Here is a 14,922-nt window from a genome sequence, read left to right as displayed (position 1 = left end):
CAAAACGACCTGATTCCTCTAGGTGAACCAGCCTGGGACGTCCAGGCGGAACGGGTCGGCGCCGGTGACCGTGGCCAGGTCGGCCTCCAGGGCGCGGAGGCGGTCGGGGCCGATCTGGGCCGCCCATTCAGCCCGCAGTTCGTCGAAGATCCGCGCCGAGCGGGCCAGCATGTCGACGCCCCGGTCGGTGAGGCGGACCAGCTTGCGCCGGGCGTCGGCGGGGTCGGTGGCGCGTTCGACGTAGCCGAGGCGTTCCAGGCCGTCGAGGGTCTTGCCTGCGGCCTGCTTCGAGACGCCGAGCCGGCGGCCCAACTCGACCGCGGTCGTGCCGTCGCGGCCGATGGCCTGGAACACGAACCCGTGCAGCGGCCGCACATCGGGGTGGCCCTCGCGGGCCAACTCCGCATGCACGGCGTCGATGAGCTGCCGGAAGCCGATGAACAGCCGCAGCGGCAGCAGGAACCCCGGGGGGTCTTCAGTTGACACGGTTAGACAACCAGGTTTACGTTTTGGACAACCACGTTGACTATCTTAGGAGACGCCAGCCATGACTGTCATCCGCCAGGACCAGACCCGTCGCTTCGAGACACCCGCCGGAGTGATGACCACGCTCGGCTCGCCCACCCTGGGCGGCGCCACCCGCCCGATCTGGCGGGTCGAGATGCCGGCCGGGAGCGCCGGCCCCGTGCACACGATCGACGCCGAGCAGATCTGGACCGTGCTGTCCGGCGGGGCCGCCGTCGTGCTCGGCGGCGAGGAAGTGCGCGTCGGCGTGGGGGACACCCTGGTACTGGCGCCCGACGTCGAACGCCAGCTCATCGCCGACGCCGAGCAGGGGCTGACCGCGATCGTCACGAGCGCGTCGGGCAGCACCGCCACCGCCGGCGGCAACCGCGTCCAACCGCCCTGGGCCGCGTGACCGGCTGACCCCTTGCTCTGCTGCCAGATGGGCAGCACCGCCGCTCCCGGGTGCTGCCCATCTGGCAGCAGAGCAAACGCCTGCGGCAGAGGCCCGCGGCAGAGCAAACGCCTGCGGCAGAGGCCCGCGGCCAGTGGCCTGGCACCTGGTCCGGCGTCAGCCGAGGGCCATGCCCGGCTCGTCGTCGGGGAGATCTTCGGCCGGGCCGGGGATCTTGTAGTTCTCGGTCAGGGTGGTCATTGGGCCCGGCCAGGTCGCCTGGCTGACCTCGATCGCGCGGTGCTTGTCGTCGTAGGCCACGTGCAGCAGGTGCAGCACCGGGGTGTCGGCGCGGATCTGGAGGATCTCGGCCTCGTCGCGGTCGGGCTGGCGGGCCGTGATCACGTCGGACGCGGTCGCGTAGCGACGGCCGATCGCCTCCTCGGCCTCCTGGTAGAGCGGGCGGCCGAAGCCCTCGAAGCGCTCCAGGCTGGTGCCGGCCGCGTCCTCCACCCGGAACCACGCCGCGCCGATCTCCACCGGCACGTCGTCGGTGCGCACCAGGTGGCGGCGGACCAGCAGCGGGGTGTGGTCGGCCACGCCGAACGCGTCGGCCACCTCCGGCGGGGCGGGCGCGCGGCCGACCTCGGTCAGGTGCTGGCGGTAGCGGGCCGCCAGATCCGCGTGGTAGCCGCGGTGGCCGCCGTAGCGACCTCGGGACAGGCGGTTGAGGCGGCGTTTGGTGCCGCGGACGTACGTACCCGATCCGGGTTTGGTGATCAGAACGCCCTCGACCCTTAGTTGGTCGATGCTGCGCTGGAGGGTCTGCTTCGCCACGCCGAACGTCTCGGCCAGCGCCGGGATCGACGGCAGGCGCTCGCCGGCGGCCCAGTCACCGCGGCGGATCTGGGCTTTGATCTGCTCGGCTATCTGGCGGTGCGGCGCTTCGGCGGCACCTGGATTGAGCTGCTGCATGGCGCGACCTCCCGCGGGGCGATGATCCTAGGATGCACCACTCCGCGGCGGGTCGCGCCCGACACGCCGTCAGTTACCAGGAGCCGGCGGTGGGGCCGGCCGAGCCGCCCCGGCGCCGCAGGTATTTCTCGAACTCCTGGGCGATCTCGTCGCCGCTGACCGACTGGATGCCCGCGTCACCGGCGCGTTCTTCCAGCTCACGGACGTATTCGCCGAGTTCGGCGTCTTGGTCGGCGGCCGCCTTGACGCGCTGCTCCCACTCGGCCGACTCTTCTGCCAGGTCGGCCATCGGGACCGGCAGGTCGAGCACCTCTTCGACCCGGTGGAGCAGGGCGAGCGTCGCCTTCGGGCACGGCGGGTTGTTGGCGTAGTGCGGCACGTGCACCCAGAACGACAGCGCGTCGACCTCGGCGCGGTGGCAGGCGTCGTGCAGCACGCCGACGATGCCGGTCGGGCCGTCGTAGCGGGTCGGGGTGAGCTGGAAACGGTCGGCGGCGTCTTTGTCGGACGCGCTCCCGCTGATCGGCAGCGGCCGGGTGTAGGGGACGTCGGCCAGCAGCGCGCCGAGCAGCACCACCCGGTTGATCTCCAGGCTGTGGCACAGCTCGAGCACCTGCTCGCAGAACGTGCGCCAGCGCATGCTCGGCTCGATGCCGCGGATGAGCACGACATCGCGGTCGGTGCCCTCCGGGCTGGCCACCATGAAGCGGGTGGTCGGCCACTCGATGCGCCGGGTCTCGCCGTCGGCCATGGTGATGGTCGGGCGGCTCACCTGGAAGTCGTAGAAGTCCTCGGGGTCGAGCGCCGCGATCTCGCGGGCGCCCCAGACCTGCTCGAGGTGTTCGACCGCGGCGGTCGAGGCGTCGGCGGCGTCGTTCCAGCCTTCGAACGCCGCGATCGCCACCGGGGAACGCAACTGGGGCAGGCCATCGAACTCGGTCATGCCACGCCCTCCGTCCACCATGTCGCTGCGGTCACCTGGTTGGTCCACACGTTCACCAAGCCAGCCTACGTGGCCCCGCCAGCGAGGGCTCGGCGGCGCGGCGCGGGTGGGGTCGGCAGGCGACCCCGGTCACACAACAGGACCGGGTTGGATCATCGCTTCCTTCGCGAATCGGACGACGCCGTAGCCTGAAGGGGTGTCGAACTCGTTTCTTGACGCGCTGGCCGACCGGGTACTCATCGCCGACGGCGCCATGGGCACGATGCTCCAGGCCGCCGACCTGACGCTCGACGACTTCGAGGGCCACGAGGGCTGCAACGAGGTGCTCAACGCGACCCGGCCCGACGTGGTCGGCGAAGTGCACGACGCCTACTTCGCGGCGGGTGCCGACTGCGTCGAGACCAACACCTTCGGAGCAAACCTCGGAAACCTCGGGGAGTACGGGATCGAGTCGCGCATTCGCGAGCTGGCCGAGGCCGGTGCCCGGATCGCCCGCGCGTCGGCCGACCGGTTCGCGACCGCCGAGCGGCCCCGTTTCGTGCTCGGGTCGATGGGGCCGGGCACCAAGTTGCCGACGCTGGGGCACGCGGCCTACCGGACGCTGCGCGACGCGTACCAGGAGAACGCCCTTGGTCTGATCGCCGGCGGCGCCGACGCGTTGATCATCGAGACCTGCCAGGACCTGCTCCAGCTCAAGTCGGCGGTCAACGGCGCCAAGCGGGCCATGGTGGACGCGGGGCGCGAGGTGCCGGTGATCGCCCACGTGACGGTCGAGACCACCGGGACGATGCTGCTGGGCAGTGAGATCGGCGCGGCGCTGACCGCCATCGAGCCGCTCGGGGTCGACCTGATCGGGCTCAACTGCGCGACCGGGCCGGCGGAGATGACCGAGCATTTGCGTTATCTGGCGCAGCACGCACGCGTACCCCTGTCGGTGATGCCCAATGCGGGCCTGCCGCAACTGACCGCGGACGGCGCGCACTATCCGCTGACGCCCGATGAGTTGGCCTCGGCTCTGGGTTCGTTCGTCGCTGACTACGGCGCGGCCCTCGTCGGAGGCTGTTGCGGCACCACGCCCGCGCACATCTCCGCCGTGGTCGGCGCGTTGGGCGTCGGGGCTCCGCGGGTGGAGCGGGAGGCGCGGGTCGAGCCCGGAGTGTCCTCGATCTATCACCACGTGCCGTTCGCGCAGGACGCCAGCGTGCTGATGATCGGCGAGCGGACCAACGCCAACGGCTCGAAGGCGTTCCGCGAGGCGATGCTGGCGTCCGACTGGCAGGCGTGCGTGGAGATGGCCCGGTCGCAGGCGCGCGACGGCTCGCACCTGCTCGACCTGTGCGTCGACTACGTGGGCCGGGACGGCGACGTCGACATGCGGGAGCTGGCGGGCCGCTTCGCGACCGCGTCCACCTTGCCGATCATGTTGGACTCGACCGAGCCCGCGGTGGTGGAGGCCGGGCTGGAGATGCTCGGCGGGCGGTGCGTGGTCAACTCGGTCAACTTCGAAGACGGCGACGGGCCCGGGTCGCGCTATGCGCGGGTGATGCCGGTCGTGCGGGAGCACGGTGCGGCGGTGGTCGCGCTGCTGATCGACGAGGAGGGGCAGGCCCGGACCGCGGAATGGAAGGTACGCGTCGCGCGGCGGCTGATCGACGACCTGACCGGGAACTGGGGGCTGGACCGCTCCGACATCCTGATCGACGCGCTGACGTTCCCGATCGCGACGGGCCAGGAGGAGACGCGCCGCGACGGCATCGAGACGATCAACGCGATCCGCGAGATCGCCGCGCTCTATCCAGGCGTCAACTTCACGCTCGGCGTCTCCAACATCTCGTTCGGCCTCAATCCGGCGGCCCGGCAGGTGCTCAACTCGGTATTCCTGCACGAGTGCGTCGAGGCCGGGCTGACCAGCGCGATCGTGCACGCGAGCAAGATCCTGCCGATGTCTCGCATTCCAGACCGGCAGCGCGAGGTGGCCCTTGATCTGATCTATGACCGGCGGAAGCCCGGGTATGACCCGGTGCAGGAGTTCATCTCGGTCTTCGAGGGTGTCGACGTGGCGTCGGCGCGGGCGTCGCGGGCTGCGGAGTTGCTGGCGTTGCCGTTGGACGAGCGGCTCAAGCGCCGGATCATCGACGGGGAGCGCAACGGCCTGGAATCCGATCTTGACGACGCGCTGTCGTCCCGGCCCGCTCTGGAGATCATCAACGACACGCTCCTCGACGGGATGAAGGTGGTCGGAGAGCTGTTCGGATCGGGCCAGATGCAGCTCCCGTTCGTGTTGCAGTCGGCCGAGGTGATGAAGACCGCGGTGGCCTATCTGGAGCCGCACATCGAGTCGGCCGACGACGAGGGCAAGGGCCGGATCGTGCTCGCCACCGTGAAGGGCGACGTGCACGACATCGGGAAGAACCTGGTCGACATCATCTTGTCCAACAACGGGTACGAGGTCGTCAACATCGGCATCAAGCAGCCGATCGCCTCGATCCTGGACGCCGCCGAGACCCACAACGCCGACGCGATCGGCATGTCGGGCCTGTTGGTGAAAAGCACCGTCGTGATGAAGGAGAACCTCCAGGAGATGCTCTCCCGCGGTGTCGCCGAGCGTTGGCCGGTGCTCCTCGGCGGCGCCGCCCTGACCCGGTCCTATGTGGAGGACGACCTGCGGTCGCTGTATTCGGGCGGCGAGGTGCACTACGCGCGCGACGCCTTCGAGGGTCTCTCGCTGATGGACCGGGTGATGGCCGCGCGGCGCGGCGGCGCTCCGGTGATCGATCCTTCGCGGGAAGCGGCTCTGGCCGCGCGCCGGGCTCGGCGCGAGCGTCAGCGTGCACAGGTCTCGGACGCGTTGCCCTCGCTGGAAGACGACTCGGTCCGCTCGGACGTGGCTGTGTCGGTGGACATCCCGGCACCACCGTTCTTCGACACGCGGGTCGTCAAGGGTGTGCCGCTCGCTTCCTATGCGGCGTTGCTCGACGAACGCGCGCTCTTCCTGGGCCAGTGGGGCCTGCGCGGCGCCCGGGGCGGTGGTCCGTCCTATGAGGAGCTGGTCGAGACCGAAGGCCGGCCGCGGCTGCGCTATTGGCTCGACCGCCTCACCGCCGACCAGGTCCTGGAGGCGTCGGTGGTCTACGGCTACTTCCGCGCCCGCTCCGAGGGCAACGACCTCGCCGTTCTGTCATCGGCCGGCGAAGAGCTGACCCGCTTCTCGTTCCCACGCCAGCGCCAGGAACGCCGCCTGTGCCTGGCCGACTTCTTCTCGCCGTCGGGCGACGACGTGCTGGCCATGCAACTGGTGACGGTAGGCCAGCCGATCAGCGAATACACGGCGAAGCTGTTCGCCCGCAACGAGTATCGCGACTACCTGGAAGTGCACGGCTTGTCGGTGCAGCTCACCGAGGCCCTGGCCGAGTATTGGCACCAACGGATCCGGTCCGAGCTGACACTTCCGTCGGGCGAGACGGTCGGCGCCTCGGACCCGTCGTCGTTGGCCGGTCTACTCCGCACGGAATACCGAGGCTGCCGCTACGCCTTCGGCTATCCGGCCTGCCCGGACTTGGAGGACCGGGCGAAGGTGGTCTCGTTGCTGGACGCGTCGCGGATCGGCGTCACGCTGTCGGAGGAGTTCCAACTCGTTCCGGAGCAGGCCACCGACGCGATCATCGTCCACCACCCGGAGGCCAACTACTTCAACGCGAAGTGAAGGCCGACCTGCCCGCCGATGGGATCGGCGGGCAGGGGTGAGCGGCGTGGCTAACAGTGGCCGGTGACCTTGTTGGTGATGATCTCCTTGACCCGGATTCCGGGTCCGAATCGCGTGTCGTCCAATGCGATCTTCGCGTCGTACTGCTTGTCGGTCTGCAGGTCGGAGCAGGGCTCGACGGCGTACGCGGTGGTATAGCCCGCGTAGTTGTTCCGGCCCACGACCGAGGAAGCGACGACCGTGCCGCAGCACCAGTCGCGGCGGTAGAGGTAGACCTTCACGTCATAGGTTTCCGGCGTCGAGCAATACACCTGGCCGCTGGCCTGCAGGCCGGCCGGGCTCTGGTAGAGGACCGCGGTCAGGCTGCAGTCGATGGGCCTGGCCGCAGCCGGTGAGGCGGGCAGGAGCACGCCGGCGAGGGCCATGATCGCCACTAAGGACAACGCCACCGTTCGCGGAATCCGCTTGAGGCTTCTTGGCCCCGTGATGGGTTTCATCGTGTCTCCAGTTGTTGGGTCGTTGCTGGTCTGCCCGGCGGGCAGATACCAGCGGCCGTCGATGCCTAGAATCAGCCCCGCCTGTCAAGCGAATGTCGCAGGCATGTGGAACCCGGCAGTGCCCGGTCGTGCGACGCAGGGAGTGCGACATGTGGTTTCATCTCTTGGGCGCCGTCGATGTGCGGGCCGACCATGTGCGCTTGGCGATCGGTTCCACTAAGCAGGTCGCCGTACTGGCCGCTTTGTTGGTCCACGCCAATCAGCCGTTGAGCGCCGAAGCGTTGGTCGACCGGGTCTGGGGAGACGCCGCGCACGATGGCGCACGACGGGCGTTGCACACCTACATCGCACGGATCAGACGGCTCCTGGCACAGCCAGGCCACGCCGAGCCGGCCGACGCGCGGATAGTGCGCCGCGGCAGCGGATACCTGATCGAGACCGACCTCGACCGGGTCGACCTCCACCGCTACCGCCGGTTGGTGGACCAGGCCGGCCAACCGGCCGTCCACGACGAGACCCGGGCGGCACTCCTGCGCGAGGCGCTGGCCCTCTGGCAGGGCGAGCCGCTGGCCGGAGTCCCGGGTGAATGGGCCGCTCGCACCCGCACGAGCTGGCGCCGTGAGCATCGCGACGCGGTGATCGCCTGGGCGGAGGTCGAACTTCGGCTCGGCAACCCCGGGACCGTGATCGCGCCACTCACCGAACTGGCCGACGAGCACCCGCTCGTCGAGCCGCTCGCCACCGCGTTGATCCGCGCGCTGCACGCCGCGGGCCGTTCGGCCGAGGCGCTCGATCGGTATGCGACGACCCGGCGCAACCTGGCCGAGGCGCTCGGCGTCGACCCGGGACCGGCGTTGCGCGCCCTGCACCAGTCGATCCTGCGCACCGACGGCAGCGCGGCGGCACCGCCCGCGGCCCAGGGGCGGGCCGGGGCGCCGGCGCAACTCCCGCTGGACGTGCGCGGCTTCACCGGCCGCGGTGCCGAGCTGGCCGCACTCGACGCCGCGCTCGCCGGGTCCGGTGAGGAGCCCAACGCGGTGGTCGTCGCCGCGGTGTCCGGCATGGCCGGCGTGGGCAAGACCGCCCTCGCGGTGCACTGGGCGCATCGCTCCCGTCGTCTGTTCCCCGACGGGCAGCTCTACGTCAACCTTCGCGGCTTCGATCCGACCGGGCCGCCGCTGCTCCCCACCGAGGCACTCAGGGGTTTCCTCGAAGCGTTCGACGTGCCCACGCACCGGATGCCGGCGAGCCTGGAGTCACAGGTCGGCTTGTATCGAAGCCTGGTCAACGGTCGGCGGCTGCTCGTCATCGCGGACAACGCCAGTTCGGCCGAGCAGGTCCGCCCGCTGTTGCCGGGGGCGCCCGGCGCCATGGTAGTGGTAACCAGCCGCCACAGGCTGCCCGGTCTCGTCGCCGGCGAGGGCGCCCGCCCGCTGGCGGTCGACGTCTTGAGCTCGGCCGAGGCCTGCGAGTTCCTCGCGCGCCGGATCGACCGTGACCGGGTGGCCGCCGATCCCGCCGCCGTCCAGGAGATCATCACGGGGTGCGCCCGGCTGCCGCTCGCCCTAGCGATCCTGGCCGCCCGGGCGGCGACTCACCCGTCGTTGCCGCTGCGAACGCTCGCCGACGAACTGCGCGCGGCCCGGCGCGGGCTGGACGCGTTCGCGGGCGACGACCCGGCGACCGATGTCCGCGCCGTGTTCTCCTGGTCCTACCGGGTCCTCACGCCCGCGGCCGCCCGGCTGTTCCGGCTCCTCGGGCTCCATCCAGGACCCGACTTCGCGGCAGCCGCCGCCGCGAGCCTGGCGGACCTGCCGGTCGGGCCCGCGCGCGAGCTGTTGGCCGAGCTCACCTGCGCCGGGCTCCTCGGCGAGCACCGACCTGGCCGCTACGCGTTTCACGATCTGGTCCGCGGCTACGCGGCGGAACAGGCCGAGGTCCACGACAGCGCGGCGCAGCGGGCGACGATCGCCAGGATGCTCGGCTACTACCTGCATACCGCGTACGCCGCTGATCGGAAGCTCTATCCGCACCGCGATCCGGTGCCGCCGGCCGCGCCAGAGCCGGTCACCCTGTTCGCCGACCGCGAAGCGGCGTTGGCCTGGTGCGCCGAGGAGCACGAGGTGCTGCTGAATGCGGTCCGGCAGGCGGCCGGCACCGGCCTCGACGAGGTCACCTGGCAACTGGCCTGGGCGATGACCACCTACCTCGACCTGCAGGGCCATTGGCACGACTGGGTCCGCACACAGGAGCTGGCGCTGGCGTCGGCGACCCGCCTGCCGGACCGATCGGCCATGGCTTTCTCGCATCGCAACATCGGGCTGGCCCTGGCGCAGCTCGGCCGTTACGACGAAGCGCACGGGAGGCTGGAGACCGCGCTGCGGATGTATCGCGACCAGCGGGACGAGGCGGGCCAGGCGCACACGCACAATTCCCGCGCGCGGGTGTTCGGGCGGCAGGGTGACCACCGCGCAGCGCTGGCGGAGACCAGGCACGCGGTGCGGCTCTTCGACCGCGTCGCCCAACACGTCATGCAGGCCCGCGCGCTCAACAACGCGGGCTGGTATCAAGCGCTTCTCGGCGACTATGAGCAGGCCCTGGCGAGCTGCCTGGCGGCGTTGGACATCCACCACCAGGCCGCCGACCTCTATGGGGAAGCCAACACCTGGGACAGCCTCGGCTTCATCCAGCACCACCTGAACGATCACGCCCAGGCGGTCAGCAGCTACCGCACGGCGATCGGGCTGTGGCGCGAGGTCGGCGACCGCTACAACGAGGCGGACACGCTCACCCGACTCGGTGACACCCTCCACACCAGTGGCAGGTGCGATGACGCGTACGCCGCCTGGCGGAGCGCGTTGACCATCCTGGAGCACCTCGGCCATCCGGACCAGGACAGCATCCGATCCAAGCTCGAGCAGCGGGCCTAGGTCGATCGATCAGCCGCCGCGATGGACAGGAAGCGGCGGGCGACCGGGCCCAGCGGCCGCCCCGAGGCCCGGGCGATCGCGATCCGGTAGGTCGGCCGGGCACCCCGGATCCGCAGGTAGTGCAGGTCGTCGGTGCGTTCCGCGACCGACAGCGGCACGAACGCGATCCCCAGCCCCAACCTCACCAGATCCAGGATCGTCGACATGTCGTTGAGCTGGACCGTGATCCGCCGGGAGACGCCGGCCGCCGCGAAGGCCATGTCGACCGAGCTGCGGACGCCCCAGCCCGGCGGGAACTCGATGAACGGCTCGTCGGCGACGTCCGCCAGGTCGAAATCGGCGCGCGAGGCCAGCCTGTGGTCGGCCGGCACGGCCAGCACGACCTCGTCCGTCGCCAGCAACTGCTGGTCGATGTCCGGCACCGGGCCGTGGGTGATCACGATCGCGAGGTCGAGCGAGCCGTCCCGGATCCGGTCCAGGTGGTCGAGCGTCCCCCGCACCCCGGGAGCGGTCAGCCACAGCTCCACCGCCGGCAACTCCGCGCGGAACGCGGCCAGCGCCTCCCGCACCCGCCCGGGCGTCAGGGCGTAGAGGATCCCGAGCCGCAGCCGGCCCCGCAAGCCGGCACCGACCTGGGTCACCGTCTCGCGCGCCGCCTCGACCGCGGCCAGGATGCGCAGCGCTTCCGGTAGCAGCGCCTGGCCGGCCTCCGTGAGCGACACCCGCTGCGTGGTGCGGTCGAGCAGCGGCGTGCCCAACTCGCGCTCCAAGGATCGGATCGCCGTCGACACCCCTGATTGCGCGGTGTGCAGGCGCAGGGCCGCCCGGGTGAAGCTGCGTTCCTCCGCGACGGCGATGAAGATCTCGAGCTTGCGGATGTCCACGCCCGCCATTATTCCAAGATCCGATAACCGCATCCAAACTTGATGTTGGATGATGATGGAGCATCGGGTCAGACTCGCGATCATGGCTCGCACCACCCACCGCGTCGGGTTCGCGCTCGTCGCCCTCGCCTATGCCGCCGCCACCGCGGGCGGCTCCGTGCCGACCCCGCTCTACGTGCTCTACCAGCGCCGCGATCACTTCGGCACGACCATGATCAGCGTTGTTTTCGCCGTGTACGTGATCGGCGTCGTCGCCGGCCTCCTGGTCGCCGGAGCCCATGCCGAACGCATCCGGCGCCGGCCGCTCCTCGGCGCTGCTCTCGCCCTCCAGATCCTGGCCGCCGCCGTCTTCCTGGCCTGGCCCGACCTGCCGGGCATCCTCACCGGCCGGGTGCTCTCCGGGCTGTCCATCGGCCTGTTGTCCGGCCCGGCCACGGCCTACCTGATCGAACTGCGCCGCCGCGCCCTCCCCGACGGCGACCCGCGGCAGGCCGAGGTCGTCGCCACCGCGGCCAACCTCGGCGGGATCGCCGCCGGCCCGCTGCTCTCCGGTGTGCTCGCCGAGTGGGCACCCGCCCCGCTGCGGCTACCGTTCGTGGTCATCGGCGCCCTGCTGGCCCTGGCCGCCATCCTGCTCGCCACCGTGCCGGAAACCACGGAGACCACCGCCGCACGAGCCAACCGGCGACCGCTGGCGACCGCACCGGATCAACGACATCTCTTCCTGGCCTCCTGCTTCGGCGGCCTGCTCGCCTTCGCGATGTTCGGCCTGTTCAGCGCCCTGAGCCCGACGTTCCTGTCGGGCACGCTGGGCTACCACTCGCACGCCCTGGCCGGGCTGGTCGCCTTCGTCGGGCTGGGCGCCGCCGCGTTCGGCCAAGTCGGGTTGCGCAAGCTGCCGCCACGTCCGGCCATGCGCACGGTGGTCGTGGCGATGCCGGTCGGGCTCGCGCTCATCGTCGGCGGGGTCTGGGCCGGCAGCCTGGGGCTGTTCATCCTCGGCGGCGTGCTCACCGGCGGCGCCGCGGGGCTGCTCTTCCGCGCCTGCCTCACCACCGTCGTGCAGCTCAGCACGCCGGAGCGCCGGGCCGGCATGCTCGCCACCCTGTTCGTCACCGGCTACTCCGGCCTGGCCATCCCGGTGATCGGGCTGGGCCTGGCCACCCAACTCGCCGGCACCCGCGGCGCCCTCGCCGGGTTCGCCACTCTCACTCTCGCGGGCCTCGCGGCCGTCGCCGCGGTCCGCCTCCGACCTGAACAACGCCTGGAGATGTCGTGAGCGGCACCATCATCCGCGCCGGGACCGACAGCCACCAGAGGTGGTAGAGCCGGCCGAGCATCGAAGCCGGCCACTGTCGCCGTGCCGCCGGACGGCGGACGGTCGCGGAGCCGGCCTCGACCAGCGCGACGCTTCTCGTCCTAATTGGACGGCCTGAACCCCGCGAACACGATGTCGAGGGTGCGCTGCTGGAGGTCGGCGTCCCAGCCGCCGTGCAGCGCGCCCTGCACCGTGCTGGTCAGCAGCGCCATCGTCGCCGGCACGCCGACGTCGGCGCGGACGGTGCCCGCTGCCTGCCCGGTGGCCAGCAGCCGCGCGACGGCGTCGGTGAAGCCGTCCAACGAGTCGACCGGAAAGCCGAGCAGCTCGACCACGGCCCGCTTGGCCGCCGCCTCCGCCACCAGGCCCGCGAAAAAGCGGTAGAACGCGGTGCCACCGTCGGCGTCGGCCAGCGTGCCGACCTCGTCGACCAATCGCACGAGCAGGTTCTTCATGATCGCCCGGAGCAGGTCGTCTTTGGTGGGGAAGTGCCGGAACACCGTGCCGATCGCGACGCCGGCCCGGGCGGCGACCTCGTCGGTGGAGGCGGACGCGCCCTGCTCGGCGAAGACCTCCTCGGCGGCGGCGAGGATGCGTGCCCGATTGCGCTCCGCGTCTGCTCGCACGACTCAGCCTAACCGCCACCACAGCGGGGGTACGAGAATGGGCCGATGAGCGAAGCACCGACCGGCACGCTGCACCACGTCGAGCTCTGGGTCCCCGACCTCGGCCGAGCGGTGACCAGTTGGGGCTGGCTGCTCGGCGCGCTCGGCTACGAGGGATTCCAGGACTGGCCCGGCGGCCGGAGCTGGCGGCTCGGCGCAACCTATGTGGTGGTCGAGCAGTCGCCCGCGCTCAGCGCCGAAACCCACGACCGCCTCCGGCCCGGGCTCAACCACCTGGCCTTCCACGTGGCGACCCGGGCCGAGCTCGACGCGCTGGTCGACGAGTCGCCCAAGCACGGCTGGGCGCTGCTGTTCCCCGACCGCCATCCGCACGCCGGCGGCCCCGACACCTACGGTGCCTATCTGGAAGACGCCGACGGCTTCGAGGCCGAGCTCACCTGCCCGTGAGCGTCAGCTCGTGCCGCACCGTCGACCCGGTAGGCGCGGTCATCGCGCATCCTCCTGCCGGTCCGGGGGTGACCAGCAGGAAGCAAGACGTGTGCCGACCTCAGTTGAGGTCGCAGGCGGCCAGAGACTTCTCGTAGCCGAGGAAGAACGACTCGGTGCGCTGCTCGGCGGTGCCGTGTGCGCCCGGCGTGAACCACGGCACGCTCGGGTCGTCACCGACGGCGAGCAGGCCGCGCTGGAACTCGTCGAGGTCGCCGTCGTCGACGCTCAGGGTCTTGGCCTTCACCGAGTCGCCGAGGTAGGCGCCGGCCATGCAGTCGGCCTGGAGCTCGTGGTCGATGGTCAGCCGGTGCTCGATGCCGAGCCGGGCCTGGATCGCGTGGGCGTATTCGTGGCCGAGCAGGTAGTAGAGAAAGGCGTCGCCGACCTTCTGGAACGCGGCGACGGCGAAGTTGATGTCGTAGGCGATGAAGTCGCCGTCGGGGCAGTAGACGGCGTTGTTGCGGGGCACCGGCTCGCCACCGCAGTCGACCTCGCCGTCGCGGGTGTAGGGGACGACCTGGCGGACCGGGCGGAACCGCTCGCCGGACTGCTCGAACCGATCGGCCCAGTAGGACTCGGCCGAGCTTTTCGCATCCTGGATGTCACTCTTGAACTCTTCGGCGGTCATCGTGCCGTCTTCGGTGCTGCGGCTCGATGCCGGCGGGTCCTCTTCGGGCGGCGCCCCGGCTTCCCCGAGGCCGCAGGCGAGCGCGACCGCCCCGGCCGCCAGCAGGGCGAGCACCCGCACCACCACGGGTCTGGTCATCGCGACGTCCCCTTTCGCTCGCCCACCACAGGCTCCTCATTGTCCACGGGTGGCACAACCAGTACCCCGGGCGAACACCCGGTGAACGCGGCTTGACGTCGATCTCCTGGGTGGGTGAGGTTCGCCACCGGCCGGGGCGCCGATGCCGGGCGGCGGTGCCATCCGGGCGATACTCGTCCTGATGACTGATGTGGTGCAGGGCCCTGACCAGCCCGCGGCTGTGCTGTTCGACATGGACGGCACGCTGCTCGACAGCGAGCGGGTCTGGGACATCGGGCTTCGCGAGCTGGCCCGCTCCTACGGCGGGGAACTCTCCGACCCGGCCCGCCTGGCGATGGTCGGCGGCAGCATGGACAGCTCGATGGAGATCCTGCACGCCGACATCGACCAGCCCTGGCGCGACGGCGACGAGAGCGCTGCCTGGCTGATCCGGCGGATGGCCGAGCTCTACCAGACCGAGTTGCGTTGGCGCCCGGGTGCCCGGGAGTTGCTGGCGGCGACCCGCGACGCCGGTATCCCGACCGCGCTGGTCACCAACACGGGCCGCTTCCTCGTCGACATCGCGCTCGACGTGCTCGGGCTGCGGACCTGGTTCGACGCGGTCGTCTGCGGCGACGAGGTCACGGCGGGCAAGCCGGACCCCGAGCCCTACCTGATGGCCGCGCGGCTGCTCGGCGCGCCGAGCAGCCGCTGCGTCGCGATCGAAGACTCTCCGGTGGGCGTCACGAGCGCCCTCGCGGCGGGAGCGGCGGTGATCGCCGTTCCACACGACGCGGCGGTCGCCCCGCGCCGCGGCGTACACATCGTGGACAGCCTGACCGACGTCGACCTGCCGCTGCTCGCGGCGCTGGCGTCCCGGTCGGTGCCGACGCCGTAACGGCGTCGGGCCGGAC

At 71.0% G+C, this 14,922-nt stretch carries 13 protein-coding genes; 6 read left to right on the top strand and 7 right to left on the bottom strand.

From position 1 onward, the window contains the following. Positions 1-18: 18 nt before the first annotated feature. Entirely contained in the window at positions 19-486 is a 468-nt protein-coding gene (locus DFJ67_RS37695) for a MarR family winged helix-turn-helix transcriptional regulator (RefSeq protein WP_116073844.1), read from the bottom strand. 61 nt (positions 487-547) lie between these two features. Here DFJ67_RS37695 and DFJ67_RS37690 point away from each other — a divergent pair, with 61 nt between their 5' ends. After that, the gene (locus DFJ67_RS37690) at positions 548-919 is read left to right on the top strand and encodes a cupin domain-containing protein (protein WP_116073842.1); all 372 of its coding nucleotides are present in this window, start codon (positions 548-550) and stop codon (positions 917-919) included. Between the two features lie 156 nt (positions 920-1,075). On the opposite strand, the gene DFJ67_RS37685 is transcribed toward DFJ67_RS37690, so the two are convergent. Then, positions 1,076-1,873: a GntR family transcriptional regulator gene (locus tag DFJ67_RS37685; RefSeq protein ID WP_116073840.1), complete on the bottom strand. Its 798-nt coding sequence runs from the start codon at positions 1,871-1,873 to the stop codon at positions 1,076-1,078. A 73-nt stretch (positions 1,874-1,946) separates the two neighbouring features. Continuing rightward, positions 1,947-2,816: a PAC2 family protein gene (locus DFJ67_RS37680; protein ID WP_116073838.1), complete on the bottom strand. Its 870-nt coding sequence runs from the start codon at positions 2,814-2,816 to the stop codon at positions 1,947-1,949. Positions 2,817-3,012: 196 nt separating this feature from the next. On the opposite strand from DFJ67_RS37680, the gene metH reads away from it, so the two are divergent. Then, positions 3,013-6,519, top strand: a complete 3,507-nt coding sequence (metH, locus tag DFJ67_RS37675) for a methionine synthase (protein WP_116073836.1) — start codon at positions 3,013-3,015, stop codon at positions 6,517-6,519. Between the two features lie 50 nt (positions 6,520-6,569). On the opposite strand, the gene DFJ67_RS37670 is transcribed toward metH, so the two are convergent. Continuing rightward, positions 6,570-6,944 carry a hypothetical protein gene (locus DFJ67_RS37670; RefSeq protein WP_147315767.1) on the bottom strand — a complete coding sequence of 125 codons (375 nt, stop codon included), beginning with the start codon at positions 6,942-6,944 and terminating at the stop codon, positions 6,570-6,572. A 221-nt stretch (positions 6,945-7,165) separates the two neighbouring features. Between DFJ67_RS37670 and DFJ67_RS44495 the strand changes: the two genes are divergently transcribed. After that, on the top strand, positions 7,166-9,946 hold the full coding sequence (locus DFJ67_RS44495) for an AfsR/SARP family transcriptional regulator (protein ID WP_116073832.1): 2,781 nt from the start codon (positions 7,166-7,168) through the stop codon (positions 9,944-9,946). Here DFJ67_RS44495 and DFJ67_RS37660 read toward each other — a convergent pair. Then, complete coding sequence (locus DFJ67_RS37660; RefSeq protein WP_170216156.1) at positions 9,943-10,830, bottom strand: LysR family transcriptional regulator; 888 nt, start codon at positions 10,828-10,830, stop codon at positions 9,943-9,945. The two genes, DFJ67_RS44495 and DFJ67_RS37660, sit on opposite strands and share 4 nt — an antisense overlap. Positions 10,831-10,912: 82 nt before the next feature. On the opposite strand from DFJ67_RS37660, the gene DFJ67_RS37655 reads away from it, so the two are divergent. Further along, positions 10,913-12,109: an MFS transporter gene (locus DFJ67_RS37655; RefSeq protein WP_170216155.1), complete on the top strand. Its 1,197-nt coding sequence runs from the start codon at positions 10,913-10,915 to the stop codon at positions 12,107-12,109. Between the two features lie 140 nt (positions 12,110-12,249). Here DFJ67_RS37655 and DFJ67_RS37650 read toward each other — a convergent pair whose 3' ends face one another. Continuing rightward, the gene (locus DFJ67_RS37650) at positions 12,250-12,774 is read right to left on the bottom strand and encodes a TetR/AcrR family transcriptional regulator (RefSeq protein WP_116073826.1); all 525 of its coding nucleotides are present in this window, start codon (positions 12,772-12,774) and stop codon (positions 12,250-12,252) included. A gap of 45 nt (positions 12,775-12,819) precedes the next feature. On the opposite strand from DFJ67_RS37650, the gene DFJ67_RS37645 reads away from it, so the two are divergent. Continuing rightward, positions 12,820-13,221: a VOC family protein gene (locus tag DFJ67_RS37645; protein WP_116073824.1), complete on the top strand. Its 402-nt coding sequence runs from the start codon at positions 12,820-12,822 to the stop codon at positions 13,219-13,221. 100 nt (positions 13,222-13,321) lie between these two features. Here DFJ67_RS37645 and DFJ67_RS37640 read toward each other — a convergent pair whose 3' ends face one another. After that, positions 13,322-14,029, bottom strand: a complete 708-nt coding sequence (locus tag DFJ67_RS37640; protein WP_116073822.1) for a neutral zinc metallopeptidase — start codon at positions 14,027-14,029, stop codon at positions 13,322-13,324. A 220-nt stretch (positions 14,030-14,249) separates the two neighbouring features. Here DFJ67_RS37640 and DFJ67_RS37635 point away from each other — a divergent pair, with 220 nt between their 5' ends. Then, the gene (locus DFJ67_RS37635) at positions 14,250-14,906 is read left to right on the top strand and encodes an HAD family hydrolase (protein WP_116077116.1); all 657 of its coding nucleotides are present in this window, start codon (positions 14,250-14,252) and stop codon (positions 14,904-14,906) included. The last annotated feature ends 16 nt before the right edge of the window (positions 14,907-14,922 follow it).

Origin of the sequence: Asanoa ferruginea (assembly GCF_003387075.1) — a bacterium.
GTDB classification, from domain to species: Bacteria; Actinomycetota; Actinomycetes; order Mycobacteriales; family Micromonosporaceae; genus Asanoa; species Asanoa ferruginea.
This window is presented reverse-complemented; position numbering and strand designations above follow the sequence as displayed.

Coding starts and splice junctions, on each gene's coding strand:
- DFJ67_RS37680 (WP_116073838.1), bottom strand. CDS start 2,816: ATGACCGAGTTCGATGGCCTGCCCCAGTTGCGTTCCCCGGTGGCGATC.
- DFJ67_RS37655 (WP_170216155.1), top strand. CDS start 10,913: ATGGCTCGCACCACCCACCGCGTCGGGTTCGCGCTCGTCGCCCTCGCC.
- DFJ67_RS37645 (WP_116073824.1), top strand. CDS start 12,820: ATGAGCGAAGCACCGACCGGCACGCTGCACCACGTCGAGCTCTGGGTC.
- DFJ67_RS37640 (WP_116073822.1), bottom strand. CDS start 14,029: ATGACCAGACCCGTGGTGGTGCGGGTGCTCGCCCTGCTGGCGGCCGGG.
- DFJ67_RS37690 (WP_116073842.1), top strand. CDS start 548: ATGACTGTCATCCGCCAGGACCAGACCCGTCGCTTCGAGACACCCGCC.
- DFJ67_RS37670 (WP_147315767.1), bottom strand. CDS start 6,944: ATGGCCCTCGCCGGCGTGCTCCTGCCCGCCTCACCGGCTGCGGCCAGG.
- DFJ67_RS44495 (WP_116073832.1), top strand. CDS start 7,166: ATGTGGTTTCATCTCTTGGGCGCCGTCGATGTGCGGGCCGACCATGTG.
- DFJ67_RS37685 (WP_116073840.1), bottom strand. CDS start 1,873: ATGCAGCAGCTCAATCCAGGTGCCGCCGAAGCGCCGCACCGCCAGATA.